Origin of the sequence: Fuscibacter oryzae (assembly GCF_016765795.1) — a bacterium.
Lineage (GTDB): Bacteria > Pseudomonadota > Alphaproteobacteria > Rhodobacterales > Rhodobacteraceae > Fuscibacter > Fuscibacter oryzae.
Genome location: NZ_JAESVP010000005.1, coordinates 224,729 through 250,209 on the forward strand (window position 1 = coordinate 224,729; position 25,481 = coordinate 250,209).

Consider the following 25,481-nt stretch of genomic DNA (forward strand, 5'->3'; position numbering starts at 1 on the left):
GGGGCTGTCTGCCCCCTCTGCGCCCAAGGGCGCATTCACCCCCGAGGATATTTATGAACAGATGATAGGCAGTGTCGGCCCCATCATCTGTTCATAAATATCCTCTGGGGGTGCGGGGGGCGAAGCGCCCCCGCTGCCGACGGTTCAGTGTTTATCCGTCTTGGCCGACAGCCAATCCATCAGCGCCAGCAGCACACCCGACACGACAAAGGTCAGGTGGATGATCACCATCCACTGCAAGGTAGTTGCCGACACGGCATAGTTGCCTTCGGTTTTGCCCAGCGACATGAAGACCTTCAGCAGATGGATCCCAGAGATCGCCACGATCGAGGCAATCAGCTTCATTTTCAGCCCCGAGAAATCCACCGTGCCCATCCAGTCGGGCCGGTCCTCATGGTCGGCGATGTCGAATTTCGAGACGAAATTCTCATAGCCCGAAAACAGCACGATCAAGAGCAGGTTGGCCGCAAGGCTCAGGTCGATCAGCGTCAGGATCGCCAGAATGGTCTGGTCGGGTGTCAACTCCAGCACCTTGGGCGCGTAATAGGCAATTTCCTTTACAAACGTCACCAGCAGCATCGCCAGACTGACCACAAGGCCCAGATACATCGGCGCCATCAGCCAGCGCGCGCCGAACAGGGTTCGTTCAAACCGGGTTTCAATGCTGGGTTTGGTCATGCGCAACCTCATGGCGGAAAAAGAAAAAGACCCGCCTGATATGGCGGGCCTTTCGGTATCTGCAAGGCGAAAAGATCAGTTTTTCGCGTAGTATTCGACGACCAGGTTCGGTTCCATCTGAACCGGGTACGGCACGTCCGACAGGCCCGGGGTGCGGACGAACTTGGCGACCATCTTGTTGTGGTCCACTTCCAGATAGTCGGGAACGTCACGCTCGGTCAGGGCGACAGCTTCCAGCACCAGAGCCAGTTGCTTCGACTTTTGACGCACTTCGATCACGTCGCCTTCTTTCACGCGGTAAGAGGCGATGTTCACGCGCTGGCCGTTCACGGTGACGTGGCCGTGGTTCACGAACTGGCGGGCGGCGAACACGGTCGGAACGAACTTGGCGCGGTAGACGACGGCGTCCAGGCGGCGCTCCAGCAGGCCAACCAGCATTTCGCCGGTGTCGCCCTTGACGCGTTCAGCTTCGCCATAGATCTTGCGGAACTGCTTTTCGGTCAGGTCACCGTAGTAACCCTTCAGCTTTTGCTTGGCGCGCAGCTGCGTACCGAAGTCGGACAGCTTACCCTTGCGGCGCTGGCCGTGCTGGCCGGGGCCGTATTCGCGCTTGTTCAGCGGCGACTTCGGGCGACCCCAGATGTTTTCGCCCATACGGCGGTCAATCTTGTGTTTGGCAGCGGTGCGTTTGGTCACGGCTGATCTCCTTCATCACGTTACGAAGGGCGTTGTCCTTTTCCCCGAAGGGCGACAGGCATTCCCTTGCGGGAGCCACCAACACCAATGAACAGGCCCCGAAGTTGCCCTCGGGGACCGTGGCGCGCTTATAGCCGGGGTTTCGGGGGAGTCAACAGCTAGCGCAGGCCAATTTCGGCGAGCGCCTGCGCCAGCGCCGGGGGCAGTGCATCATCATGCACCCGCCCTTTGGGCAGGTCGCGCGGGGTTTCCGCCGGATCAAGATAGCGCCAGCCCTGAAACGGGCGGCGGGCGGCGGCTTCGGTGCGCACCACCTCGCGGTCAAGCACGATGGCGCAGCGTTCGATACCATCCGATCCACGGCGCGGCTCCAGCCCCACGATCCGCTGACGGCACAGCACCGCGCCTTTGACCACCCAATACAGGCTGCCCCCCGCCAGCACCTCATTGGCGCGCTTGGGCCACATGCGGGTAACATGCTCTGCCGTGCCGGGGCCCCACAGGGGCGCGTTCTGTTCCTGCCAGTGCAGCAGGTCGTCCACGCTTTCGGCTCCGACGCAAAGTTTGATGATGTTCAGATGATTCATACGGGCACCCCAAGCGTTAACAATAGGGCGGCCTTTGGCGGTTTCAATGGCCCGTTGCCGTTGACCCCGCAGGGTCTTGGGGGTAGTGTGGATGCTTCCCCTAAATCTGCCCCACCCTATATGCCAAGGAATGCCGATGTCCGCCTTTTCCGCCCCGATTGCCGAACAAATCTGGGATATGAAGTATCGCCTGAAAGAGGCGGATGGCACCCCGATTGACGGCTCGGTCGAAGATAGCTGGCACCGCATCGCCCGCGCGCTGGCCGTGGTGGAAAAGAACCCGGCCGAATGGGAGGCCAAGTTCTACAAGGCGCTGGAGGGGTTCAAGTTCCTGCCCGCAGGCCGCATCACCGCAGGCGCGGGTACGGGCCGCAATGTCACTCTGTTCAACTGCTTTGTCATGGGCACCGTGCCCGATTCGATGGGCGGCATCTTCGACGCGCTGAAAGAGGCCGCGCTGACCATGCAGCAGGGCGGCGGCATCGGGTATGACTTTTCCACCATCCGCCCCCGTGGGGCCGAGGTGAAGGGCGTCGCGGCGGATGCCTCTGGCCCGCTGTCCTTTATGGACGTGTGGGATGCGATGTGCCGCACCATCATGTCGGCCGGGTCGCGCCGGGGAGCGATGATGGCCACGATGCGCTGTGACCACCCCGATGTGGAACAGTTCATCGAGGCCAAGAAAGACCCGGCCCGCCTGCGCATGTTCAACCTGTCGGTGCTGATCACCGATCCGTTCATGGATGCCGTCAAGGCCGATGGCCCGTGGGAGCTGGTGTTCGGCGGCAAGGTTTACAAGACCATCCCGGCGCGCGATCTGTGGAACAAGATCATGCGCAACACCTATGATTTCGCCGAGCCGGGCGTGATCTTCATCGACCGCATCAACAAGGCGAACAACCTTGGCTATGTCGAAACGATTGCGGCCACCAATCCCTGCGGCGAACAGCCCCTGCCCCCCTATGGCGCCTGCCTTCTGGGGTCGATCAACCTGCCCACGCTGGTGACAGGGGCCTTTACCGACAAAGCGGAACTGAACCTTGCCGCGTTGGATGACCTCGTGCGCACCGCCGTGCGGATGATGGACAATACGGTGGATGCCAGCCGCTTCCCGCTGGACCAACAGGCGCAAGAGGCCGCCGCCAAGCGCCGCATTGGCCTTGGCGTGACCGGGCTTGCCGATGCCCTGCTGATGCTGGGCCTGCGCTATGGGTCGGATGAGGGCGCGGCGCAAACCGAGGCATGGATGCACGCGATTGCGCGGGCGTCCTACCTCGCCTCGGTCGATCTGGCCCGCGAAAAGGGCGCCTTCCCGCTATTTGATGCCAAGGGTTACCTCTCCTCTGGCAACATGCGGAACATGGATGCCGATGTGCGCGACGCCATCGCGAAGCACGGCATCCGCAATGCGCTACTGACTTCGGTCGCGCCGACTGGGACCATCAGCCTTTATGCGGGCAACGTGTCTTCGGGCATCGAGCCGGTCTTTGCCTATGCCTATACCCGCAAGGTTCTGCAAAAGGACGGCAGCCGCACGGAAGAGGAAGTGGTCGATTACGCCGTCCGCCTGTGGCGGGAACTGAAGGGCGATGCCCCCCTGCCCGACTATTTCGTCAATGCCCAAACCCTGCCGCCCTTGGACCATGTGAAAATGCAGGCCGCGGCGCAGAAATGGATCGACTCGTCGATTTCCAAGACGATCAACTGCCCCGAAGACATCAGCTTTGATGATTTCAAAGAGGTCTATATGGCCGCCTGGGATCAGGGCTGCAAAGGCTGCACCACCTATCGGCCCAATGCGGTAACAGGCTCGGTGCTGACGGTTTCGGAAAAAGCCGAAACGCCGGTCGCCGCCCAGCCGCAGACCGGGGGAGAGGTGGTTTATCTGTCGGAACCGCTCGACCGTCCGGCGGCGCTGGAAGGCCAGACCTACAAGGTCAAATGGCCGGGCAGCGAACATGCGCTTTACATCACCATCAACGACATCCTTATCGCCGGTCACCGCCGCCCGTTCGAGGTGTTCATCAACTCCAAGAATATGGAGCATTTCGCCTGGACCGTGGCGCTGACGCGGATGATTTCGGCGGTGTTCCGGCGTGGCGGCGATATCTCCTTTGTGGTGGAAGAGCTGAAAGCCGTCTTCGACCCGCGCGGCGGGGCCTGGATGGAAGGGCGCTATATCCCCTCGATCCTTGCTGCCATCGGCGGGGTGATCGAGCGGCACCTGATCTCGATCGGCTTCATCGAGGGCGAGGGTATGGGCCTGAAATCGGACCCCAAGGCCGAGGTCATGGTGGTGGGCGAAACGCCGCGCGGCAAGGCCTGCCCGTCCTGCGGCAGCTATGCCATGCAGATGAAAGAGGGCTGCATGACCTGCACCGACTGCGGCCATTCGAAATGCGGCTAAGGGCCGGCTGACCGCTGCAACTGCCGGCGCACGCGGATCGCGTGCGCCTACCGACCCTCTGCTTCTGCAAGCAGCCGATGTACCCATGCCCCCGCAGCCCAGGCCGCCGGGATACCCAGCGGAACCGATAGCCCCAGCGCGACAACCGGCGACAAGGCGGCAAAGCCCACGGCCTGCATCAACAGGCCCAGCATGAACAGATTGATCGCCACCGCCCCCGCCGCGAAAACGTAAAGTAACAGGGCTAGTTTCCAGACCGGCCAGCGGGTTTCCATACTGTCGCCTCCCTCGTCAGGCTCAGGCTGCGGCAAAGTTAATTCCGTATCCTTGACTTTTGTTAAGGCAAGCACCGTCCCCTGCGGCCATTCCCAAGAGCATCGACAACAGCTCCGGGAGATCCTCGCCATGCGCGACGTCCTGACGAAGAGCATGGCCCGGAACATCTTTTACGGCGGGTCGCTGTTCTTCATCCTTATCTTCATCGGCCTCTTCATCCATGGCCATTGGTACATCGTGAACGTGTCCACCAATCAGGCGACGCTGACCGAAAGCGTTGCCCGCGGCAAGCATGTGTGGGAACGCAAGGCCTGCATCAACTGCCACACCATCCTTGGCGAAGGCGCCTATTTCGCGCCCGAGGTCGGCAATGTGATGAAACGCTGGGGCGTTCAGGATGACCCCGAAGCCGCCTTTGACACGCTGAAAGGCTGGATGGAGGCGCAACCTTCGGGCGTCGAAGGGCGCCGCCAGATGCCGCAGTTCAACCTGACCGACGAAGAGATTCGCGATCTGGCCGATTTCCTGCGCTGGACCGGCACGATCAACACCCAGAACTGGCCACCGAACGACGCGGGCTAAGGGGAAAACCATGAAATACCAATCTCAAAAGATCGCACTCGCCTATATTCTGGTGGCCCTGACCCTGTTCGCCGTTCAGGTCAGCATGGGCGTTGTCATCGGCTATATCTATGTCGAGCCGAACTTCCTGTCGGAAATCCTGCCGTTCAACGTCGGCCGGATGCTGCATACCAATTCGCTGATCGTCTGGCTGCTGACCGGGTTCTTCGGTGCCGCCTATTTCCTGATCCCCGAAGAGGCGGAACGCGAGATCCATTCGGTCAAGGCGGCCTATCTGCAGCTTGGCATCCTTGTGCTGGGCACAGCCGGGGTGGTTGTCACCTACCTATTCAACCTGTTCGAGGGCAACTTCCTGTTGGGCCGTGAGGGGCGGGAGTTTCTGGAGCAGCCGAAATGGGTCAAGGCGGGCATCGTGATTGCTGCGCTGATCTTTCTGTGGAACGTCACGATGACGGTGATGAAGGGCCGCAAGACGGTGATCTCTTCGATCATGCTGATCGGCCTTTGGGGACTGGCGCTGCTGTTCCTGTTCTCGTTCTACAACCCGTCGAACCTGGCGCTGGACAAGCAATATTGGTGGAACGTCGTCCATCTGTGGGTGGAAGGCGTGTGGGAACTGATCATGGCCTCGATCCTGGGCTTCCTGATGCTGAAGCTGACGGGGGTGGACCGCGAGGTGGTGGAGAAATGGCTTTACGTCATCGTCGCCACCGCGCTTTTCTCGGGCATCCTTGGCACCGGCCACCATTACTATTGGATCGGGCTGCCCGCCTATTGGCAGTGGGTCGGGTCGATCTTCTCCAGCTTTGAAATCGTGCCCTTCTTTGCGATGATGGCCTTTGCCTTTGTCATGGTGTGGAAGGGACGGCGCGATCACCCGAACAAGGCGGCCCTGCTGTGGAGCCTGGGGTGTTCGGTACTGGCCTTCTTTGGTGCGGGCATCTGGGGGTTCCTGCACACGCTGCACGGGGTGAACTATTACACCCATGGCACGCAGGTGACGGCGGCCCATGGCCATCTGGCCTTCTATGGCGCCTATGTCTGCGTCAACCTTGCGCTGTTCACCTATGCGCTGCCCATCCTGCGCCAGCGCGACCCCTATAATCAGGTCCTGAACATGGCCGGGTTCTGGCTGATGTCGTCGGGCATGGTATTCATGACCTTTGTGCTGACCTTTGCCGGTACGATCCAGACCCATCTGCAACGGGTGATGGGCATGTATTATATGGAGGTGCAGGACCAGCTTGCGCTGTTCTACTGGATGCGGCTGGGCGCGGGCGTGATCGTGGTGCTGGGGGCCTACCTGCTGATCTATGCCCTGCTGGTGCCCCGGCGCGAGGTGATCGAGCCCGGCCCCGTCATCAAACATGCAGCGGAGTGATCCCATGGACGGAACCCATGTGACGGGGGCGGATGCCCCCTTCTACCTCGCCCAAGGGGACGAATGCGATGTCTTCGCCGCCGCCCATGCCAACCGCCTGCCCCTGCTGCTGAAAGGCCCGACCGGCTGCGGCAAGACCCGTTTCGTCGCCCATATGGCGGCGCGGCTGGGGAGAGCGCTTTACACGGTGGCCTGCCATGATGACTTGTCCGCCGCCGATCTGATCGGGCGCTATCTGCTGAAAGGCGGCGAGACGGTCTGGGTTGATGGCCCCTTGACCCGCGCCGTGCGCGAAGGGGCGATCTGCTATCTGGATGAGGTGGTCGAGGCGCGCAAGGATGTGGCCGTGGTGCTGCACCCGCTGACCGATGACCGCCGCATCCTGCCCATTGACCGCACCGGAGAGGAGCTGCACGCAGCACCCGGCTTCATGTTGGTGGCCAGCTATAACCCCGGCTATCAAAGCATCCTGAAAACCCTGAAACCTTCGACCCGACAGCGGTTTTTGTCGGTGGAATTCACCTTTCCAAAGCCGGAGCACGAAATTCCGGTGGTGGCGCGCGAAAGTGGGCTTGGGGCCGATCAGGTCGCACTGCTGGTTCGGCTGGCGGGCAAGCTGCGCGGGCTGAAGGGCCAGGATCTTGAGGAGGGCGTCTCGACCCGCCTTGTCGTCTATGCCGCCACGCTGGTTGCGGGGGGAATGGACCTGAACCGTGCCATTCGCGCCGCGATGATCGAACCCTTGACCGACGATCCTGATACCCGCAGGGGGTTGATGGATCTGGTGGTGGCAGTGGCGGGCTGACCGATGGCGCATCTCGACATCGCCCCGTGGGAGCCGGAAGAGACGGTCGGCAAACTTTGGCACCGTCTCGCCTCTCGTATGGACCCGCCGCCGCGTTTCCCTGATGCGGCAGTACGGTTTGACGAGATGCGGGGCCGTATCGCCGTGCTGTTTCGCGGCCTTGGCGGCGGGCAGGATGTAGAGATGAAGCCGGTGGCCGATCAGGCCAGCCGCCACCGCATTTCGTGGCGGCGGCGTCTGGCCCACAATGCCGAACAGCTTGCCCGCGCCAGCTTTGACGGTGAGGCACTGCGCCTGCCGGTGGAACTGGCGGTCTTTCCGGGACGGGATGAGAATGAGGCGCTGTATCTGTGGCTTGCCGCCGCATCCGCCCATGCCCCCGGTTTCGATGCTGAACCCGACCCGCTGCGCGCCGATCTTGCCGCCATTGCCGCCGGGGTGGCAATGACGCAAGCCACCCTTACCGCCGCCCCCGGCATGCGCCCGCTGTGGCAGCGGCTGTGCGCTGCGCATCTGGCCCAACGCCAACGCCCTGCCCTGCGCGGCACCGAAGCCGCGGTTGAAGCGCTGGTGCGTCATCTGCTGGGCGACCCCACCGCGCCCGAGGCCGCACTGCTGGCGCAATATGGCGCCCCGCCCGCCCATTGGCGCGCGCCAAAGGGCTATCGCCCGGTGTTGCCGGTGCCGCTCTGGCCCGATCTGCGCGGCCTTGCCACCGGCAACCCGGCCGAGGTGGCCACCCTGCCCACCAGCGGCACGCCAGAGGAAGCCAGCGACAGCGCCGCCCGCAAGACGCGCCGGATGAAGGCCGATCAGGCCGAACGCAAAGACAGCCTGATCCTTTACAAGTTCGAGGCGATGCTGACCTGGGCCGAGATGATGAACATCAACCGCCGGGTCGAGGATGACGATCTGGACAATGCCAAGAAGGCCGCCGAAGACCACGAAGAAATCGTGCTGGGCCAGATTTCCAAGGCCCCTGCCACCAAGCTGAAACTGCACCTGGACCTTGCGCCCGAGGATGTGGACCGCGAACGCATCGCCGGCAAGTTCACATACCCCGAATGGGATGCGCGCGGCGGTGTCTGGCTGCCCGACCATTGCCGCGTGCTGGCAGCGCCGGTCGAACCTGCCGCCGATTACGCGGGCATCACCGATCAGGCCGCCCGCCGCCGCATCCGCGCGGTAAAGCGCCAGTTCGAGGCGCTGCGCCCGGCCAAGCTGATCCGCCACGCCCAGCCCGATGGCGAAGAGCTGGATCTGGATGCCACCCTGCGCTCCGTCACCGATCTGCGCGCCACCGGGCGCGGGTCGGACCGGATATGGCAACAGGCCCGGCCCGAAAAGCGCGATCTGGCGGTGTCGATCCTGCTGGATGTGTCGCGCTCGACCGAAAGCGCCGTCACGGGCCGCGCCGTCATCGACATCGCGCGCGAGGCGCTGACCGCCCTTGCCTGGGGGCTGGATGCCTGCGGCGACCGCTTTGCCATTCAGGGGTTTTCGTCGCTGAAGCGTGACCGGGTGTGGATTCATGACTGCAAAGGGTTCGATGAACCGATGGGCCACGCCATCGAGGCCCGTATCCACGCCCTGCGCCCCGGCTTTTACACCCGGCTGGGCGCGGCCATCCGCCATGCTGCGCATGGTCTGGAAAAAGAGGGCCGCTCTCGCCGCCTGCTGATCGTCATCACCGATGGCAAGCCAAACGATCTTGACCATTACGAAGGCCGCCACGGCATCGAAGACAGCGCCATGGCGGTGCGGCAGGCCCGGCGCGCGGGCCATGCGGTCTTTGGCATCACCATCGACCGCGATGCGCAAAGCTGGTTCCCGCGCATCTTTGGCCAAGGCGGGTTTCAGGTGATCCGCGATCTTGACCGACTGATCACGGCGCTGCCAGAGATTTACCGGCAACTGGTGCTGTAATGCGCGTTGATGATTTGCCGGGTGAATTGATCCTGTGGATTCTGATCCTGTCAGAGGTGCTGGTTTTCATGGCCGGGGTCTCGGCCATGGTGATCAATGGCGCGCTGGACCCGCAGAGCTTTGCTGCTGCTCAGGCACAACTGGATGGCAGGATGGCGGCGCTGAACACGGTGGTTCTGGTCACCTCTGGCCTGTTTGCCGCCCGAGCCGAACGCGCCGCAGCAACCGGGAACCGCAGGGCTGCGCGCATCGCGCTGGTGCTGGCGGCGGCGGGCGGACTGGGCTTTCTGACGTTGAAAGGCGTGGAATATGCCCGTGACCTGCATGCGGGGCTGGGCATCGACAGCCATCCTTTCTTTACCTTTTACTACCTGCTGACCGGTTTTCACGCCGCCCATGTCATCGCAGGGGTGGCGGTGCTGGCGCTGGTGGCGATCCGCGCGCGGCCGGAATCGGTGCAGGCGGGGGCGATGTTCTGGCATATGGTGGATCTGGTCTGGGTGCTGATCCTGCCGCCGGTCTATCTGATCTGGGGGACAGGATGGACCGGCTGACCCGCACCTGGGCGCTGCTGATCGGCCTGACGCTGGCCACCACCGCCCTTGCCGCTTGGGACGGGCGGCTGGCGGTGCCCGGGCTGATGCTGCTGGCTTGGGCAAAGGCGCGCGGCATTCTGGCCGGATTCCTGCATCTGCGGAACGCGCCCGGTTGGCTTGCGGCCTTTACCCTGCCGCTGGCGCTGTGGCTGGCCGCAATCGCGGCACTCATGGCAATCAGATAGCGCGACTTAGCGGGCCGTTCATGTCGGAATGCACCAGATCGCGCAGCCCGCTGACCGAGGCGATGGCCGCGCTGCTCTGGTTCACGCGCACCCCATGGTCGCGCAGACGCACAAAGGCGCGGCTCAGGCTTTCGGGTTTCATTCCCAGCCGCCCGGCAATCAGCATCTTGTCATAGGGAAGGATCACGGTGGCGCTTTCGGCTTCGGCCGGGCAAAGCTCCAGCAGAAACTCGGCCACCCGCTGCGCGCCCGACCGCGCCTTGAGCTGTTCGATCTGTTCGACCAGCCCCTGCAAATGCAGGAAGGTGGCCGACAGCACCGAAATCGCTGTTTCGGGGTGCGATTGCAAAAGGTCGAGAAAGGCCTGCGCCGGCACCGCCAGCAGTTCGCAATCGGTCGTCGCCTCTGCCGAAACCGGATAGGCGGCCCTGCGCAGGGCAATCGGCTCGCCAAAGCTCTGGCCTTTGGTCATCACGCCGACCACCGCCTCGGTGCCATTCGGGGCGATGCGGTACAGCTTTACCCAGCCCGCTGTGACGATGTGGATGGATTGCGCAATGTCACCGTGGTGAAAGATTGCCTGCCCGCGCCGCAAGTGCCGCAGATGGGCCGCGTTCAGCAGGATGGCCGAAAGGTCGGGCGGCAGGCCCGAGAACAGCCGCGACTGGCAGGCAATCTGCCTTTGGGCCTCGGTCAGTTTCACGCGCATCTGTCTGGCCTTTCTGAATAGATGGCCCGGACGGACGAGGGACATACGCCCGCCCGGACCCTTGGTGCCAACATTCCCCTTGCGGGCACCGTCGGCTTACCCCCGGCTGGGGGTATTCGGCAGGTCACTTGACCTGTGCGATATCCGCATCCAGCCGCTCGCGTGCCTTTTTCGGCAGCTTGGCAGTCTTGGCAGCATCAAGATTGGCAGGCGCATCGCCCACCTGGATCAGCGCGACCATGCCCATGGCGAAATGCGGGGTACATTTCACGCCGTATAGGCCCGCTTCGGTCACCGTCAGGTCATAGCCCTCGCTGATCTGGCTTTTGAACACTTCGACCCCGGCAGGAAGAATGTCCTTGATCGCCTCAACGTTGTGGCTTTTGTCGGTGGGGATAAAGTGGATCACGTCGCCGGGCGCGGCTTTTACAAATCCCGGCTCGAACACCATGGCCCCGGCTTCGCCCTTGTTCTTCATATGCACCTCGAATTCGGCGGCAAGGGCGGGGGCGGCCAGCGCAAGGCCCAAGGCCAGACCCAAGGCGGGGACGGCAAGGAAGGTGATCAGTTTCATTTTCAGTCTCCTGCGAAGCGGGTCGATCCTGACCCGTTGAGCAAGGGTCTAGGCTCTGGCGCAGTGCCCGACTTTGATGAAACGCAAAGAGAGAGGCAGAATTCCGCTTTTCTGGCCAGCGCCGGATGATCAGCGATCAGATCTCTGGATCGGCAATTTTCGCCAGCCCCTCGGCATCGGTCACGGTCAGCTTTTGCCGCCCGCCCTCGACCAGCCCCTGCCCTTCCCAGGCCGACAGCAGGCGCGACACGGTGTGCAGCGTGGTTCCCGTCATCTCGGCAATGTCCTGTCGGGTGATGGGAAAATCGATCCGGGTGCCGCCGCCTTCGATCCGGCCCGCTTTTTCCGCCAGCCGCAGCACGGCATGGGCCACGCGCCGCTCCACCTCTTGGGTGGACATTTCGCGCAGGCGAGTATGGGCCTCATCCAGCCGCTGGCCGATGGTCTGCATGGCGTTTATCGCAAGGCGGGGGTTGTTTTCGACCACCGCATCCCAGTCGGCCATCGGCCAGCTGACAACGATGGATTCAACCGCCGCCCGCGCGGTGCCGGGGTAATCGGGTCGGGCCAATGCACGGGCAAAGCCGAACAGATCGCCCGGATGCACCACCCGCACCATGACCTGCTGACCGTCGGGCGTGACCTGGCTTACCTTGAGGCGGCCATGCAGCAACAGGTAAAAAGCCACCGCCTCGGCGCCCTGTTCGAACACCAGATCCCCCGGCGCCACGCGCCGCGAGGTGGCGCGCACCATCAACCGCGACAAGGCGGCAGAGTCCATCTGCCGGAACAAGGGCAGATTGCGGACAAGGGAAATGTCGATTGCCAAGTTTTGCGCCTTCACACCGGGTCTTTCCATTGGTGGCGCAAAACGAGCGGAATGCAAAGCCCGACGGGCCTTATGGCCGGGCGGCGCGTCACCCGGCCTCCCGCACCAGCCGGAAGCCCAGGTTGGCGGGCGGCACCCCGACCGAACAGCCACCCGACTTTGGGTCGCGGACAAAATCGCTGATCGCGGCGCGATGCAGACCTTCGGCAATATAGATGCCGCAGCTGTCACTTTGCCGCAGGATCGCGCCACTGCCATCCACCTCGACCCGGCGCAGGCAGGTCGAGGTCCATTCCCAGACCGCGCCGCCAATGTCATGCACGCCCAACGCATTGACGTTCAGGTTGCCCACTGGGCGAACCTCCCTATCCAGATTGCGGCTGCGGGCGGATTCGGCGCTGTATTCGGCCAGCCACAGAACGGCGGGGTTCGACGGATCGCTTTCTATGCCAAGAGCATCATCGCGGAACAATTCGCCTGCGGCTTGCGCCCATTCGACATCACTGGGCAGGCGCCAGGTATCGCCGGTGCGGTCCGACATCCAGGCGGCATAGGCATTGGCGTCGATCCAGCTTACGCCGGTCACCGGCAGGTCGGACTGATCCGCAGGGCCATCCGCAGCGGTGCAGGCCCCCTCGGCCACGCAGGTTTGCCAGTCTGCCATGCTGACCGGCAAGGCCATGATCTCGACCGGGGCGGGGATTGTCACGCGTTCCACCGGCGCATCGACCGGCCAGCCACCCTGCTGCCAGTCACCGTCCAGCCGGTGGGCGAAAGGGGCAGGCACCAGCCGCACCAGTTCGGGCAGCGCGGTCGGCGTGGTCTGCGGCCAGAACGAAATGCCCAGTGCGCCAAAGGCAGCCCCGGCCATAAGAAGGGCAGATACCTGCATGTCATGTCCCCGATGAAAAGGGGCCGCCCCGACAAGGGACGGCCCGGCTGATGCGATGTCAGACCGCAGAGGGGGCCAGAATCTGCTTCATCAGATCATCGTTCCACTCGCCCTCAACCTTCACATGGCCGGCGGCCCCCAGCTCAAAGGCTTCGATCAGGTTGTGGTTCACATAGGCGTAGATGCCCGGCTGCTGGAAGGTATAGACCATCAGCCCCGCCGTGCCGCCCGGAATGAACCAGGTTTCCAGCCCGCGTTCCGGTGGGTTGTTGAACTTGCCCGTGGCCCAGACATAATCACCATGCCCGCCGATCAGGTGGGGCCGGGTGTCGCGGTTGGCCTGACTGTGGATGAAGGCCACCGTTTCGCCAACTTTGGCCGTCATCGCATTGTCGCCCGTCAGGGCACCGACCGCGCCGTTGAACACCACATGGCTGGGCGTCAGCGTTTTCATGACTGCGACAGTGTCTTCATAGCTTTCGCCGGGGCTGTCATAGGTCTTCCAGTTGCCCGCAGCGTCACGCGGCACATAGAAATCCTGCTCGCCGACATAGTAGACCTTGTCATAGGTCACCGCCTCGCCGTCGCGGCCTTTCAGCCCGTCGCGCGGCAGCACCATGATCGCGCCGTTCATCCCCGACACCACATGCCAGGCCACCATGCCCGGAGGGGCGCAGTGATAGACGAACACGCCCGGCTTGGTTGCTTTCCAGCGCAGGATGGTCTTTTCGCCGGGGTTGATCTGGGTCAGCGCGCCACCGCCCAAAGCCCCCGTAGAGCTGTGAAAGTCGATGTTGTGCAGCAACTCATTCGTCGGCGCGTTGATCAGCGTCAGTTCGACATAATCGCCCTCATGCACCACCATCAGCGGGCCGGGCACCGTGCCGTTGAAGGTAGAGGCCCAAACCTCGGCACCGCTGTCGTCCAGCTTGATCTTCTTTTCGTGGATGGTGATCTCGAACTCGACCACCTTCGGCCCGCCGGTGGCAACCTGTTCATGTTCATGCACAAAGGGCGGATCGACCAGCTTGACCTTGACGCGCGGCAGACTGTCCACGTCCGACGGCGTGGCAGAGGTCAGCACCGCCTTGGTTTCGGCGGCGACCTGACGCACCTGGGTCAGGGCACCCGCAAAGGCAGCCCCGGCCAGCAGGGTGCGGCGGCTTACGGGCAACGTGGTCATGGCATATCTCCTATCGGTCTTCTGTGACCCGGATCTTTCCGGCTGATCCCATAGTGACAGGTTCCGTTGCCGCCTTCGTTGTGCCGGAACAACCAACGCCACCCCATTTGCCGCCTTGCTTGCGGCAGCGCAAAGAGCGCGCGGTTTTCCGGCCTATCGGTCTGGGGAATGACATTGCAAGGAGCCTGCCATGACACAGGAAAAACGCCCCCGCATCCCGCGTGGGCTAAAGCAAGAGGGGCTGGCGCTGTGGTCCTATGGGTTCAGGCCGTTCTTTCTGGGCGGGGCGATGTGGGCCGTGTTGACCATGGCGCTGTGGATTGCCGCACTTATCCACGGCCTGCCGCTGGGCGGCGACTTCGGCGCCCCCCTGTGGCACGCGCATGAGATGGTGTTTGGCTTTGCACCCGCCGTACTGGCCGGGTTCCTGCTGACCGCAATTCCGAACTGGACAGGCGGCCTGCCGGTTTCGGGTGCGCGACTGATGGCGCTGTTCGGCATCTGGGCCGTCGGGCGGATTGCGATGGCGGGGGCGGCGCTGACCGGAATCTGGCCAGCCATGCTGATCGACGCGGCCTTTCTGCCGATCCTGCTGGCCATCGCCGCAAGAGAGATCATTGCGGGTGCCAAGTGGAACGACCTCAAGGTGCTGGCCGGGGTGGCGGCGGTCATGGCGGGCAATCTGGGGTTTCATGCCGCCGTGCTGACCGGCGGCGACCCGTCGCTTTGGCTGCGCGCGGCGGTTGCGGGCTTTGTCGTGCTGGTGCTGATCATGGGCGGGCGGATCATTCCGAGCTTTACCCGAAACTGGCTGAACCAGCGCGGGATCACGCGGTTTCCGGTGCCCTACAACCGCTTTGACCTTGGGGTGATCTGGGTTTCTGCCGGGGCGCTGGCGCTGTGGGCGATCGCGCCAGAGGGAAGGCTGACGATGGTGACAGCCCTGATTGCCGCCGGGCTGAACCTTGCCCGGCTGGCGCGCTGGCAAGGGCTGGCCACGCGGAGCGAAGGGCTGCTGTTCGTGCTGCATCTGGCCTATGCCTTCATGCCGCTGGGCTTTGTGACCATCGCCGCAGCAGGGATGGGCGTGGTGCAACCTGTCTCGGCGCTGCATGTGCTGACAGTTGGGGTGATTGGCGGGACAATGCTGGCGATGATGACGCGGGTCACGCGCGGCCATACCGGGCGGGCGCTGACCGCATCGCGGATGACGCGGCTTTCCTATCTGTGCCTGTTTGCGGCGGCTTTGGCGCGTCCACTGGCGGATGTGTTGGGGAGGATGGCACTGATGGAGGCGGCGGGGATATTGTGGATGCTCGCCTTCGGAATGTTCGTTCTGGAACATGGCGCGATGCTTGTCTTGCGCCGCCGTCAGCCGCGCGGCGCCTAGCCACGGGCCCGCGCGATCAGCCCGGCGCCATGCGCGCCGGGGTCCAGGGCGGTTCCCAGACCAACCGCACCTCGGCTGATCGGATGCCTTCAACCCCCAGCACCGCCGCCTCTACCCCCAGCCGCAGCATATCCGCCATCGGGCACCCGCGTGTGGTGGTTGTCATGTCAATCTCTGCCCGGTCCCCCAGCACGCGGATGTCATAGATCATTCCCATGGCGATCAGGTCGCGCCCTGTTTCGGGGTCTTGCACCCCGCGCAGCCTGTCTTCGATCTGATCCTGAAGCGTGATGGCCATCTTAATCCCCGCAGCGGATCATTAGGCGATAGGTCGTGCCATCGGGCGCATAATTGCCCGCCCATTCATGGCCGCGATGGGCAAGTTCGGGAAACAGGAACATCGGTTCACGGTCCAGCAGGGCGAACAGCACGGCACCGGGCGGCATGTCTAGCAGGGCTTCCAGAATCCGCACCATCGGCTCTGGCGGCATCAGCCCCAAAAGGTCCAGCGACTGCGACGGATCGGGCCATAGCATCGCACCGGGGGCCGATCCGGGTGCCAGACCAACCGCAGGCGGGGCGGCATCCAGCGGGGTGAAGGTTACTTCCCACGCGCCATCGGGCAATTGCCGGTCACTACAGGCAAAGCCACGATTGGCCATGACATTGAACAGCGGCGCGGGCCGGAAGGGGGCCACCAGCCGCAACGCCTGCCCGGCGGCAAGCGCATCGACGGCGGACATGATGGCCGCGAAAGGCTCTTCGCCACGCGCAAGCTGCGGGCGGACATCAAGGTCAAGCGGTGCGGGCGTGATCATGGGCGGACCTCTTATCAGGGGCGGGAAAGATGACGGGCGGCAGCGTGGCCGGACGCTTTTGCGGGTCAAGGTGGGAAAGCCGCCGGATCGCCACCAGCTCTGCCCCCAACCCCAGCGCCGCCAGCAACAGCGCGGCAACCGACAGACGAAAGACCAAGGGCTGCACCAGCAACAGCGCCAGCCCCCCCACCGCCCCGCCGCCGCCCCACAGCGACAGCCAGCGTGTGGTGGCGCGCGGGTCGGTCAGGTGATGCACCAAGGGCACGGGTGCCCGCCCGATCAGAGGCGCGAAGACCTGTATCCAGGTCAGAAAGCTGACGATCTTGACCATCTGCGCCAGCGTCAGCAACGAAAGCCACCCCACCAGTGCTACAAAAATTGCAGCCTCGGCCCAACGGCCCCCCAGCCACAGCGCAGGCCCCGCCAACAGCGCCGCAAGCCCAAGAAAGGCCAGCGCCACCCGGCTCCAGCGCATGTTGCCTTCGGGGTCGGCGCGGCGGCGCAGGCGCCATATCCGGGCCACCTCTGCCAGATAAAGCGCCACGACAGCAGGCAACAGCGCGGTCAGACACCACAGCAGGACCGCAGGCACCACGCCCTGCACAAGCAGCAGCATCCCCGCCAGGAGGATCAGCCCAAGCGTCAGCCCAGCCGCCAGACGCACCGCAAGCCGCAAGGCAGCGCCGCCTTCCGGGGCCAGCAGGAACATGGCAAACAGCGTATAGCTGACACCGAACGCCGCCAGCGACAGCCAGCCCGCGACGCCCAGCAAAACATGCAGCCCCAGCCCGTCGGGCAGGAACGCCGGCATCAGGTCGATCCCGGAAAGATTATAGGTCATCGCAGCGCCACTGGCCCACAGCGCGGCCAACGCAACCAGCGCCAACTGCACCTCGGCCAGTTTGTGGCTGGCACGAACCAGCAGCAAAGGCACGATCATCGCCGCAGCCAGACCGAATGCCACCGCCAGCAAGACCGGAGCCACAAGGAAAGCACCGCGCACCGCCTCATGCCCGTCCAGCCACAGGAACCCGGTCGCCAAGGCCACCGTTCCGCCGATTCCCGCCAGCAGCGCGGGCAGCGCCAGAACCGGCAGAACTGGCGGGCGGGCGGCCAGAACCGGCACGAACTGTATCAGCGCGCCCAGCATCGCCAGACACAGCCAGCCCAAGGTGAAAAGATGCACCCCCGCCAACCCCACCCCGCGCGACCAGTCGCTCGGTCCCACGGCTCCGCCCAGCGCAAGGGTCAATGACAGCAGCAGGAACAGCAGTGCCGCCCCGAACCAGGCCATCGTCCAGCGTGAAAGTTGTTTTGCAGGCATCGGGGTCTTCCGCGCAAAGATGGACCCACTATGCTGCTTTGCCTGCCGCCCGTCCTTGATGCCGGTCAAACAAGCCGGGGGTTTCTGGCCCGGCGGAACGGATCGCCCGCCACACGAGATCGGCCCCGTCGTCAGCCCGCGCCACGCAGCAACCTGCCGCCCGACATCGTTACCATCAACGCCAGCACCACCAACCACAGCCCGGCCGGCAAAGAGGCAAACTCTGCAACAAAGCCAATCAGCGCCGGGCCAATCAGAATTCCGGCGTATCCCATCGTCATCACGCGTGACATGGCTTTGCCGCCATCGCCTGCGCCAAAGCGGCCCGCCTCGGAAAAGATCAGCGGAATAAGGTTTGCAACCCCCAGCCCGCAAAAGATGATCGCGATCAGGATCACCGGAAGAACAGGCAGCAGCAGGATCAGCGTGAACCCGAAAGCAACCATCAGCGTGCCGATCCGAAACAGCCGCAGGGCGCCAAGCCGCATCTTGGCGCGGTCGCCGATCAGGCGGCCAAAGGTCATCGCGCAGGCGAAAACCGCGTAAACCATCGCCCCCGCGCTTTCGCCCGCGCCAACAACACGCACGACATAAATGGCGATCCAGTCCAGAATCGCGCCCTCTGCAAAGAATGCGAGAAAGGCGATGCCCCCCAGCAGCAGCACGCGGGCCAGGGCCACGCTGGTGCCCGTGATCTTGGCATCCGCGCCGCTTTTTCCGGGGCTGCCCTCGGGCGGCAAGCCTCGCCAAGACAACAGCGCAATCGCCACAATCGCGGTGCCCGCCAGCACCAGACACAGGACATCGCGTCCCCCGGCGGCAACAATTGCGGCATAAGACATTGAGGACGCGAGGGTTCCCAGACTGAAAATGGCATGAAGCGATGCCATCACCGGGCGAGCCGCATGCCGTTCCAGACTGGCCGCCTCGCTGTTCATGGTCACATCAAGCGCGCCAAAGCTGATCCCGAGCAGCACGGCGATCAGCGCCGCAGAAACCATGTCTGCGGCTTGGGTGACGGCAATGATGCCAAGGCCGAACAAGGCGGCGGCCGTTGCCGCAGACCGCCCTGCCCCAAAGCGCATCATCACGCGCGCGGCGTTGGTCATGGCCAGCACCGCCCCGGCAGCAAAGCACAAAAGGACAATGCCGATATCGCCTTCGGACATGCTGGCGCGGCGGCCCAAGGCAGGCAAGTTGGCACCCCATGTCCCGATGCCAAGGCCCGCCGCCAGAAAGCACCCCGAAAGGGCGGCGCGACGGCCAAGTAATAATCCGGGAAATACCCAAGCCTGCACGGTCTTGTCGTCCTTCAAAGCAACGGCCCCTTAGCGGGCGTTTGGCCCGTCAGCCGCGCGCCAAAGCGCGCAGCTTGTCTGCCGAAAGGGCAAGGGCTTCGGCGGAAACCTTTCCCGTCTCGGCAGCAAGGCAGATCGCCTCTGCCACGTCATCAAGCTGGCTTCCGATATCGGCAAGCAGCAGGAAATCGCAACCGGCATTCAGCGCCTCCACCGCAACCTGCGCAACGGAATCGCCGCGCAACGTCGCCTTGCCATCCAGATCATCGGCCATGACGATGCCCTTGAACCCCAGCCGCTGTTTCAGCATCGAGATGATCTTGCCCGACCGCAAGGCAGGCTTTTCGGGGTCCAGCGCCGTCACAATGGCAGGACCGACCATGACAAAGGCCGCACCGGCATCAATCGGCGCCTGAAAGGCCGGAAAGGCCGCCTCTACCTCGGCCAGCGTCAACGGATTGACCGCCTCGGCCGCAATTGCCGGGTCTGCCGTGATCGCGCCAAAGCCCGGGAAATGTTTGACCGTTGCATGCACGCCTGCGCGCTGCACGCCGCGTACATAGGCAGCCGACAGTTGGCCGACCAGCGCCGCATCGGTGGACCATGTGCGCCCCCGCAGCCAATCATTCCGACCGATCAACACATCGACCACCGGCGCGAGAAAGCCGTTCACCCCCATTGCGGCAGCCATCTGCGCAATGCGGAATGCGGTATCTTCAATCTCACCTGCCGTCGCGCCGGGCAGGTCTGTGGCATCGGGAAAGCCGAGCACCAGATCGTGCAGACGGCAAATGCCACCCATCTCCTGATCGACGAAGGTCAGCAAGCCGTCAGACCGCGCCCGCGCCTGTGTGGTAACGGCCATAAAGGTTTCCGGCGTCTCGCTGCTGCGACGAGCCTCGCTCATCTGCCGCGCCACATATTCCTGCCGGCTTTCGCCCAGCAGGATAGACACGCCTCCCTGATCCAAAAAGCGCAAGGTCGCGTCGCTTAACGTCGTGCCATCGAAAGCGGGCAGCAGAACGGCACGGGCATTTTCGGCAATGGAATGGGGCATGGTGATTCCAGTAACTACGGGTTGCACGCCGCTTCTTGCACGTTAATGCGTACTATTCAACAAAATTGACAGAATAACGCAAAATATGGCATAAACATGCACACCCAATCTAAATGGCGGAGTCTCACATGCTGGCCGAAGAACGCACCGTTGCCATTCAGCACCGGCTAAAGCGGGATGGCCGCGTGGTGGCCGCCGATCTCGCACAGGAATTTGCGGTGTCCGAAGATACCATTCGGCGCGACCTGCGCGATCTGGCCAAGGCGGGGCTTTGCCGTAAGGTCTATGGCGGCGCGCTGCTGGTGGCGGGTCCAGCGCCAAAGGCCGGGCCGATCATGCAGCGCAGCACTCTTGCCGCCGATGACAAGGCGCGGCTTGCAGTGGCGGCGGCGGGGCTGATCGCGCCGGGGCAGATCGTCTTTCTGGACGCGGCATCGACCAATCTGGCCATTGCGGGGGCGATCCCGCGGGCGTTGCCGGTCACGGTCGTCACCAACACGCCTGCCATTGCCGTCGCCCTGTCGGATCATGCGCATGCCAGAGTCATCCTGCTGGGCGGCGTGTTCGATGCCGAACGGGGCGGATGTTTTGGCGGGGCAGCGATTGCCGCGCTGCAACAGATCAATGCCGATCTGTTCTTTGTCGGCGCTTGCGGTCTGCATGGCCAGATCGGTGTGACAGCCTTTGACCCGGCAGAGGCAGAGCTGAAACGTGCGATGGCCCAGCAAAGCACCCGACTTGCCGTGGCCGCAACCAGCGACAAGATCGCAACCATCGCTCCGTTTCGGGTGGCCCCGGCGGATGCGGTCGATCACCTTGTCATCCTGCCCGATGCAGACCCGCAGACGGTTGAGATGTTTCAGCGGCTGGGAACCAATGTGCATCTTGCCGGGCGGCCCAGCTAACCGCCCTGCCGCAAGAACCGCTCAACCCCCGGCGCGCTGCGCAAGACCAGCGCCGCCACGGTCAGCGCCGGGTTGACGGCGGCAGAGGTCGGCAAGACCGAGGCATCGGTGACCCACAGGTTTTCCACCTGATGCGCCCGCAGATCGGGGGTCACCACTGCGCGCGCCGGATCATCGCCCAGCCGCGCCGTGCCGCATTGATGCGAAGTGGTCTTGCGGCCAAAGGTATGCACCAGCACGATGGGAAAGCCCGCCCGCTTCATCACCGCTTTGCTGCGCGCGATCAGCGCCTGATGCGCCGCCATATTGCTGCGCTGCCAGTGCATGGTGATCTGGCCGTCTTTCACCATCACCCGGCTGTCGGGGTTGGGCAGATCCTCGCTTTGCAGGAACCAGCCGAAAGCATAGCGCGCCACCAGCCGCGCCAGGGGCATCGGCAGGCGCGGCATGTTGGCCTTCAGGATCGGTGCGGTGATCCGCCCCAGCCCCTGCACATTGCCCAAGGGCGCGCCAGTCTGCGGGTCTTTGTCGTAGAAATCGTTGAAGCTGAGCGTCTTTTGATAAACCGAGGTGTTCGGCAACCGCGGATCAATCGTCAGCATCGCTGAAGAGTTGTGGTTCATGAAATTGCGCCCGACCTGATCCGAGCCATTGGCCAGCCCGCTGGGATGCGCGTCATTGGCCGACCGCAGCAGCAGCGCCGCCGACTGGATCGCCCCCGCTGCCACCGCAAAGCCGCGCGCGGTCAGGCGTTGTTCCTGGCCCCCGACGCGAGCGATTGCCGCCGTCACCTGCCCGCCGCTGGCGTCGGTTTCCAGCCGCAGCACCTCGGCCCCGGTCAGCAGCCGGACGTTGGGATAGGCGAGCGCATCGGTCAGCGGGCCGGATTCCGCGTCGATCTTGCCCTTGCCGGTGTTGGGAAAAGCGTCCCAGCCGGTTTTACCCTCGGCCAGCCAGGTGTCGATGTCGATGGCCAAGGGCAGCGATGACGGATGCGCCCCGGCCTTTTGCAACCGCGCGCGGACCTTTGCCATCACCGGCTCGTCCGGCACCGGGGGATAGGCGTAGGGCTGGGCATGCGGCGGCTCGGTCGGGTCTTGGTCGGCGGTGCCGCGCACTTTGAACAAAGCCTCGGCCCGGTCATACCAGGGCGCCAGATCGGCATAGCGCAGCGGCCAGCCGGGCGAGGATCCTTGCAGATGCGGGCGCGGGGAAAAGTCGCTTTCGCGATAGCGATACATCACCGCGCCGAAGAATTTCGAATTGCCGCCGACGACGTAATAATTGCCGGCGACAAAGGGCGTGCCATCCGACCCCATCCACTTTTCGGTCGGCGCATAATGGCCGCGCTGAAAAATCGCCACATCGTCGCGCGCTTCGGGTGCGGGGCGCAGATGCTGGCCCTTTTCGACGATCAGGATATTCAGGCCCGAAGGCGCCAGCGCCGAAGCCAGCGTCGCCCCACCGATGCCCGAGCCGATGATGATCAGATCCGCATCCATCGCGTCAATCCAGCCGGGTTTCGCTGCTGGCATCAAACACTACGACCTTTTCCTGCTTCACCGCCAGCGTCAGCCGGTCGCCCGCCGCCGCCGCAAAGGGTTCCAGCCGCGCGATGACTTCTGTGCCGCCCATAGCGAAAACCGCCAGTGTGTCTGGCCCGGTCGGTTCCACCACGTCGATATGCACCGAAAGGCCCGGCCCAGAGGTCAGCGAGAAATGCTCGGGCCGGATGCCCAGCAACACCTTTTGCCCGGCATGCGATTTCAGCGCCGCCGCCGACAGCGGGATGCCCGCGATCCGCGCCTCGCCCGATGGCAGCGACACCACCGCTTCGGCCAGACCATCCGCGCCCACCTGCAAACTGGCTGGAATGATGTTCATCGCCGGAGAGCCGACAAACCGCGCGACATAGGTGTTCGCCGGGCGGTCATAGACCTCTTGCGGCGGGCCGAAATGCTGAACGACGCCGTCTTTCATCACCGCAATCCGGGTCGCCAGCGTCATCGCCTCGATCTGGTCATGGGTGACATAGACGATGGTGGTGCCAAGCCGCTGATGCAGGCGCTTGATCTCGGTCCGCATATCGACGCGCAGCTTGGCGTCAAGGTTGGACAGGGGTTCATCGAACAGGAACAGTTTGGGTTCGCGCACGATCGCCCGCCCCATCGCAACCCGCTGACGCTGGCCGCCCGAAAGCTGGCTGGGCTTACGGTCGAGCAGATGGCCCATTTGCAGCATGTCGGCGGCAGCCTTGGTCGCCTTTGCCCGCGCCTCTGGCGGAACGCCTCGGATTTTCATGCCGAACTCGATGTTCTGGCGCACGGTCATCGTGGGGTAAAGCGCGTAAGACTGGAACACCATCGCAATGTCGCGGTCCTTGGGCGACAGGTCGTTGACCACATCGCCCGAGATGCGGATTTGCCCTGACGTGATATCCTCCAGCCCCGCGATCATGTTCAGCAAGGTGGATTTGCCGCAGCCCGACGGCCCCAGCAGAACCAGAAAATCCCCGTCGCCGACCGAAATGCTGACCTCTTTCAGCACATCCATCTGGCCATAGGATTTCTTCACGCGGTCGATTTCAAGCGTTGCCATTGGATCAGCCTTTCACAGCGCCAGCCGTCAGACCGCGCACGAAATAGCGGCCTGCCACGACATAGACGACAAGGGTGGGGATTGCGGCGATCATGGCCGAGGCCATATCGACGTTATATTGCTTGCGGCCCATCGTGACGTTGACGATGTTGTTCAGGGCCACGGTGACGGGCGTGCTGTCGCCTGCGGTGAACGACACGCCGAACAGGAAATCGTTCCAGATCTGGGTGAATTGCCAGATGCAGGACACCACGATGATCGGCAAGGCGGCGGGCAGCATGATGGAAAAGAAGATGCGGAAGAACCCGGCCCCGTCGATCTGTGCAGCCTTGGTCAGCTCGTCCGGGATGGTGATGAAGTAGTTGCGGAAGAACAAGGTGGTAAAGGCGATACCGTAGACCGTATGGACCAGCACCAGACCTGGGATGGTGCCCGACAGGCCCAGCCGCCCCAACACCTGCGCCATCGGCAGGATCACCGCCTGAAACGGCAGGAAGCAACCGAACAGCAGCATCCCGAAGACGATGTTCGACCCTTTGAACCGCCATTTCGTCAGCACATAGCCGTTGATCGCCCCGATGCCAGACGACAGGATCACCGCCGGAATGACCATGACCAGAGAGTTCACGAAATAGGGTTTCAGCCCCTCGCATTTCGTGCCGATGCACGCGGTTCCCCAGGCTTTGGCCCAGGCGTCGAAGGTCACGGCCTTGGGCAGGCCGATGAAAGAGCCGGAATAGATTTCATCCAGCGATTTCAATGATGTGACGATCATCACCCACAAGGGCATCAGATAGAATGCCGCCATGGCGGCAAGGCTGCCATAGATGAACAGGCGGCCCCAGTTTTGCGCACGGCGCGCAGAGCGCAGGTCAGTGGCCATTCCGGTCCTCCTTCAGCTCGGAATAAAGATAGGGGATGATGATGGCGGCGACAGTCATCAGCATCATCATCGCGCTGGCCGCGCCCACGCCCATCTGGTTGCGCCGGAACGTGGCCGAGAACATGAAGGTCGAGGGCATCTCGGTGGCAGAACCCGGCCCGGCATTGGTCAGCGCCAGCACCAGATCGAAGCTTTTGATCGAGATATAGGACAGCAGCACGATCACCGACAAAAACGCCGGGCGCAGCATGGGTACGATGATCGACAGATAAATCCGCGTCAGGCTGGCGCCCTCGATCTGCGCGGCCTTGATGATCGAATTGTCGATGCCGCGCAGCCCGGCCAGAAAGATCGCCATGGCAAAGCCGGTCGATTGCCAGACGGCGGCGATGACGACGCAGTAGATGGCAAACTCGGGCCGGGTGATCCAGTCAAACACAAAGCTATGCCAGCCCAGATCGTTGACGACCTTTTGGATACCCAGCGAAGGGTTGAGAATCCACTTCCACGCTGTGCCGGTCACGATGAACGACAGCGCCATCGGATAGAGGTAAACCGCCCGCAGCACGCCTTCGGCCCGCACCTTCTGGTCCAGCAGGATCGCCATGAACAGGCCGACGGCGATGGTGATGGCCAGAAACAGCACGGTGAACAGGAACAGGTTTTCCACCGCCGTGATCCAGCGCGGGGTGGACCACAGGCGGATGTATTGCTCCAGCCCGACGAAATCATAACGCGGCAGCATCTTGGACGAGCTGAACGAGATGACCGCCGTCCAGGCGATGAACAGATACACGCCGACGAAAACCGCCAGGATGCTGGGTGTCAGAACCAGTTGCGGCAGCCATGCCGCAAGCCGATCCTTCAGGGAAATGGGTTTTTGCATGGCGTCCCTTTCAGAT

General features: G+C 63.5%; 27 protein-coding genes. 9 read left to right on the plus strand and 18 right to left on the minus strand.

Going from position 1 to position 25,481, the window contains the following annotated elements; translation table 11 throughout:
* Positions 1-144: 144 nt before the first annotated feature.
* From JI744_RS11555 to JI744_RS11565, 3 genes are all read right to left on the minus strand, one after another.
* Positions 145-678 carry a TIGR00645 family protein gene (locus JI744_RS11555; protein WP_202661008.1) on the minus strand — a complete coding sequence of 178 codons (534 nt, stop codon included), beginning with the start codon at positions 676-678 and terminating at the stop codon, positions 145-147.
* Between the two features lie 75 nt (positions 679-753).
* Entirely contained in the window at positions 754-1,374 is a 621-nt protein-coding gene (rpsD, locus tag JI744_RS11560; RefSeq protein WP_202661016.1) for a 30S ribosomal protein S4, read from the minus strand.
* Between the two features lie 158 nt (positions 1,375-1,532).
* Positions 1,533-1,961: a DUF1489 family protein gene (locus JI744_RS11565; RefSeq protein ID WP_202661018.1), complete on the minus strand. Its 429-nt coding sequence runs from the start codon at positions 1,959-1,961 to the stop codon at positions 1,533-1,535.
* A gap of 136 nt (positions 1,962-2,097) precedes the next feature.
* On the opposite strand from JI744_RS11565, the gene JI744_RS11570 reads away from it, so the two are divergent.
* The gene (locus JI744_RS11570; protein ID WP_202661482.1) at positions 2,098-4,368 is read left to right on the plus strand and encodes an adenosylcobalamin-dependent ribonucleoside-diphosphate reductase; all 2,271 of its coding nucleotides are present in this window, start codon (positions 2,098-2,100) and stop codon (positions 4,366-4,368) included.
* A 47-nt stretch (positions 4,369-4,415) separates the two neighbouring features.
* On the opposite strand, the gene JI744_RS11575 is transcribed toward JI744_RS11570, so the two are convergent.
* On the minus strand, positions 4,416-4,643 hold the full coding sequence (locus tag JI744_RS11575; protein WP_202661028.1) for a hypothetical protein: 228 nt from the start codon (positions 4,641-4,643) through the stop codon (positions 4,416-4,418).
* 130 nt (positions 4,644-4,773) lie between these two features.
* Between JI744_RS11575 and JI744_RS11580 the strand changes: the two genes are divergently transcribed.
* Genes JI744_RS11580 through JI744_RS11605 form a run of 6 tightly spaced genes read left to right on the plus strand, consistent with a single transcriptional unit; the run spans position 4,774 to position 10,119 of the window.
* Positions 4,774-5,226 carry a c-type cytochrome gene (locus tag JI744_RS11580; protein WP_202661030.1) on the plus strand — a complete coding sequence of 151 codons (453 nt, stop codon included), beginning with the start codon at positions 4,774-4,776 and terminating at the stop codon, positions 5,224-5,226.
* Positions 5,227-5,236: 10 nt separating this feature from the next.
* A complete protein-coding gene (locus tag JI744_RS11585) occupies positions 5,237-6,607 on the plus strand; it encodes a cbb3-type cytochrome c oxidase subunit I (protein WP_202661046.1) in 1,371 nt (456 codons plus the stop codon).
* 4 nt (positions 6,608-6,611) lie between these two features.
* A complete protein-coding gene (locus JI744_RS11590) occupies positions 6,612-7,412 on the plus strand; it encodes a CbbQ/NirQ/NorQ/GpvN family protein (RefSeq protein ID WP_202661048.1) in 801 nt (266 codons plus the stop codon).
* A gap of 3 nt (positions 7,413-7,415) precedes the next feature.
* Positions 7,416-9,338: a nitric oxide reductase activation protein NorD gene (locus JI744_RS11595; protein WP_202661050.1), complete on the plus strand. Its 1,923-nt coding sequence runs from the start codon at positions 7,416-7,418 to the stop codon at positions 9,336-9,338.
* On the plus strand, positions 9,338-9,892 hold the full coding sequence (locus JI744_RS11600; RefSeq protein ID WP_202661059.1) for a cytochrome c oxidase subunit 3: 555 nt from the start codon (positions 9,338-9,340) through the stop codon (positions 9,890-9,892). The genes JI744_RS11595 and JI744_RS11600 overlap by 1 nt, the downstream gene beginning before the upstream one ends.
* A complete protein-coding gene (locus JI744_RS11605) occupies positions 9,880-10,119 on the plus strand; it encodes a cytochrome C oxidase subunit IV family protein (RefSeq protein WP_202661067.1) in 240 nt (79 codons plus the stop codon). The genes JI744_RS11600 and JI744_RS11605 overlap by 13 nt, the downstream gene beginning before the upstream one ends.
* Here JI744_RS11605 and JI744_RS11610 read toward each other — a convergent pair.
* The 5 genes from JI744_RS11610 to nirK form a co-directional block, all read right to left on the minus strand.
* Positions 10,112-10,828, minus strand: a complete 717-nt coding sequence (locus tag JI744_RS11610) for a Crp/Fnr family transcriptional regulator (RefSeq protein WP_202661069.1) — start codon at positions 10,826-10,828, stop codon at positions 10,112-10,114. The two genes, JI744_RS11605 and JI744_RS11610, sit on opposite strands and share 8 nt — an antisense overlap.
* A 124-nt stretch (positions 10,829-10,952) precedes the next feature.
* Entirely contained in the window at positions 10,953-11,402 is a 450-nt protein-coding gene (locus JI744_RS11615; RefSeq protein WP_202661071.1) for a pseudoazurin, read from the minus strand.
* A 136-nt stretch (positions 11,403-11,538) separates the two neighbouring features.
* Positions 11,539-12,183: a Crp/Fnr family transcriptional regulator gene (locus JI744_RS11620; protein ID WP_236019399.1), complete on the minus strand. Its 645-nt coding sequence runs from the start codon at positions 12,181-12,183 to the stop codon at positions 11,539-11,541.
* Between the two features lie 136 nt (positions 12,184-12,319).
* Positions 12,320-13,123, minus strand: a complete 804-nt coding sequence (locus JI744_RS11625) for an SUMF1/EgtB/PvdO family nonheme iron enzyme (RefSeq protein ID WP_202661077.1) — start codon at positions 13,121-13,123, stop codon at positions 12,320-12,322.
* A 58-nt stretch (positions 13,124-13,181) separates the two neighbouring features.
* On the minus strand, positions 13,182-14,306 hold the full coding sequence (gene nirK, locus JI744_RS11630) for a copper-containing nitrite reductase (RefSeq protein WP_202661079.1): 1,125 nt from the start codon (positions 14,304-14,306) through the stop codon (positions 13,182-13,184).
* A 190-nt stretch (positions 14,307-14,496) separates the two neighbouring features.
* Between nirK and JI744_RS11635 the strand changes: the two genes are divergently transcribed.
* The gene (locus JI744_RS11635) at positions 14,497-15,696 is read left to right on the plus strand and encodes an NnrS family protein (RefSeq protein ID WP_202661081.1); all 1,200 of its coding nucleotides are present in this window, start codon (positions 14,497-14,499) and stop codon (positions 15,694-15,696) included.
* 16 nt (positions 15,697-15,712) lie between these two features.
* Here JI744_RS11635 and JI744_RS11640 read toward each other — a convergent pair whose 3' ends face one another.
* The 5 genes from JI744_RS11640 to JI744_RS11660 all read right to left on the minus strand — a co-directional run bounded on the left by JI744_RS11640 (position 15,713) and on the right by JI744_RS11660 (position 20,193).
* A complete protein-coding gene (locus JI744_RS11640; RefSeq protein WP_202661083.1) occupies positions 15,713-15,994 on the minus strand; it encodes a metal-sulfur cluster assembly factor in 282 nt (93 codons plus the stop codon).
* A 1-nt stretch (position 15,995) separates the two neighbouring features.
* Positions 15,996-16,514: a DUF2249 domain-containing protein gene (locus JI744_RS11645; protein WP_202661085.1), complete on the minus strand. Its 519-nt coding sequence runs from the start codon at positions 16,512-16,514 to the stop codon at positions 15,996-15,998.
* Complete coding sequence (locus tag JI744_RS11650; protein WP_202661087.1) at positions 16,492-17,838, minus strand: hypothetical protein; 1,347 nt, start codon at positions 17,836-17,838, stop codon at positions 16,492-16,494. The genes JI744_RS11645 and JI744_RS11650 overlap by 23 nt, the downstream gene beginning before the upstream one ends.
* 131 nt (positions 17,839-17,969) lie before the next feature.
* Positions 17,970-19,154 carry an MFS transporter gene (locus tag JI744_RS11655; RefSeq protein WP_236019400.1) on the minus strand — a complete coding sequence of 395 codons (1,185 nt, stop codon included), beginning with the start codon at positions 19,152-19,154 and terminating at the stop codon, positions 17,970-17,972.
* Between the two features lie 31 nt (positions 19,155-19,185).
* Positions 19,186-20,193 (minus strand): glycoside hydrolase family 3 N-terminal domain-containing protein, encoded by a 1,008-nt coding sequence (locus tag JI744_RS11660; RefSeq protein WP_202661089.1) that lies wholly within the window; start codon positions 20,191-20,193, stop codon positions 19,186-19,188.
* A gap of 128 nt (positions 20,194-20,321) precedes the next feature.
* Between JI744_RS11660 and JI744_RS11665 the strand changes: the two genes are divergently transcribed.
* Positions 20,322-21,098, plus strand: a complete 777-nt coding sequence (locus JI744_RS11665) for a DeoR/GlpR family DNA-binding transcription regulator (protein WP_202661090.1) — start codon at positions 20,322-20,324, stop codon at positions 21,096-21,098.
* Here the strand turns inward: JI744_RS11665 and JI744_RS11670 are convergent.
* Genes JI744_RS11670 through JI744_RS11685 form a run of 4 tightly spaced genes read right to left on the minus strand, consistent with a single transcriptional unit; the run spans position 21,095 to position 25,465 of the window.
* Positions 21,095-22,633: a GMC oxidoreductase gene (locus tag JI744_RS11670; protein WP_236019401.1), complete on the minus strand. Its 1,539-nt coding sequence runs from the start codon at positions 22,631-22,633 to the stop codon at positions 21,095-21,097. The two genes, JI744_RS11665 and JI744_RS11670, sit on opposite strands and share 4 nt — an antisense overlap.
* Positions 22,605-23,696: an ABC transporter ATP-binding protein gene (locus JI744_RS11675; protein WP_202661091.1), complete on the minus strand. Its 1,092-nt coding sequence runs from the start codon at positions 23,694-23,696 to the stop codon at positions 22,605-22,607. The genes JI744_RS11670 and JI744_RS11675 overlap by 29 nt, the downstream gene beginning before the upstream one ends.
* Before the next feature lie 4 nt (positions 23,697-23,700).
* Positions 23,701-24,579 (minus strand): carbohydrate ABC transporter permease, encoded by an 879-nt coding sequence (locus tag JI744_RS11680; RefSeq protein ID WP_202661092.1) that lies wholly within the window; start codon positions 24,577-24,579, stop codon positions 23,701-23,703.
* Complete coding sequence (locus tag JI744_RS11685; protein WP_202661093.1) at positions 24,569-25,465, minus strand: carbohydrate ABC transporter permease; 897 nt, start codon at positions 25,463-25,465, stop codon at positions 24,569-24,571. The genes JI744_RS11680 and JI744_RS11685 overlap by 11 nt, the downstream gene beginning before the upstream one ends.
* Positions 25,466-25,481 lie beyond the last annotated feature (16 nt).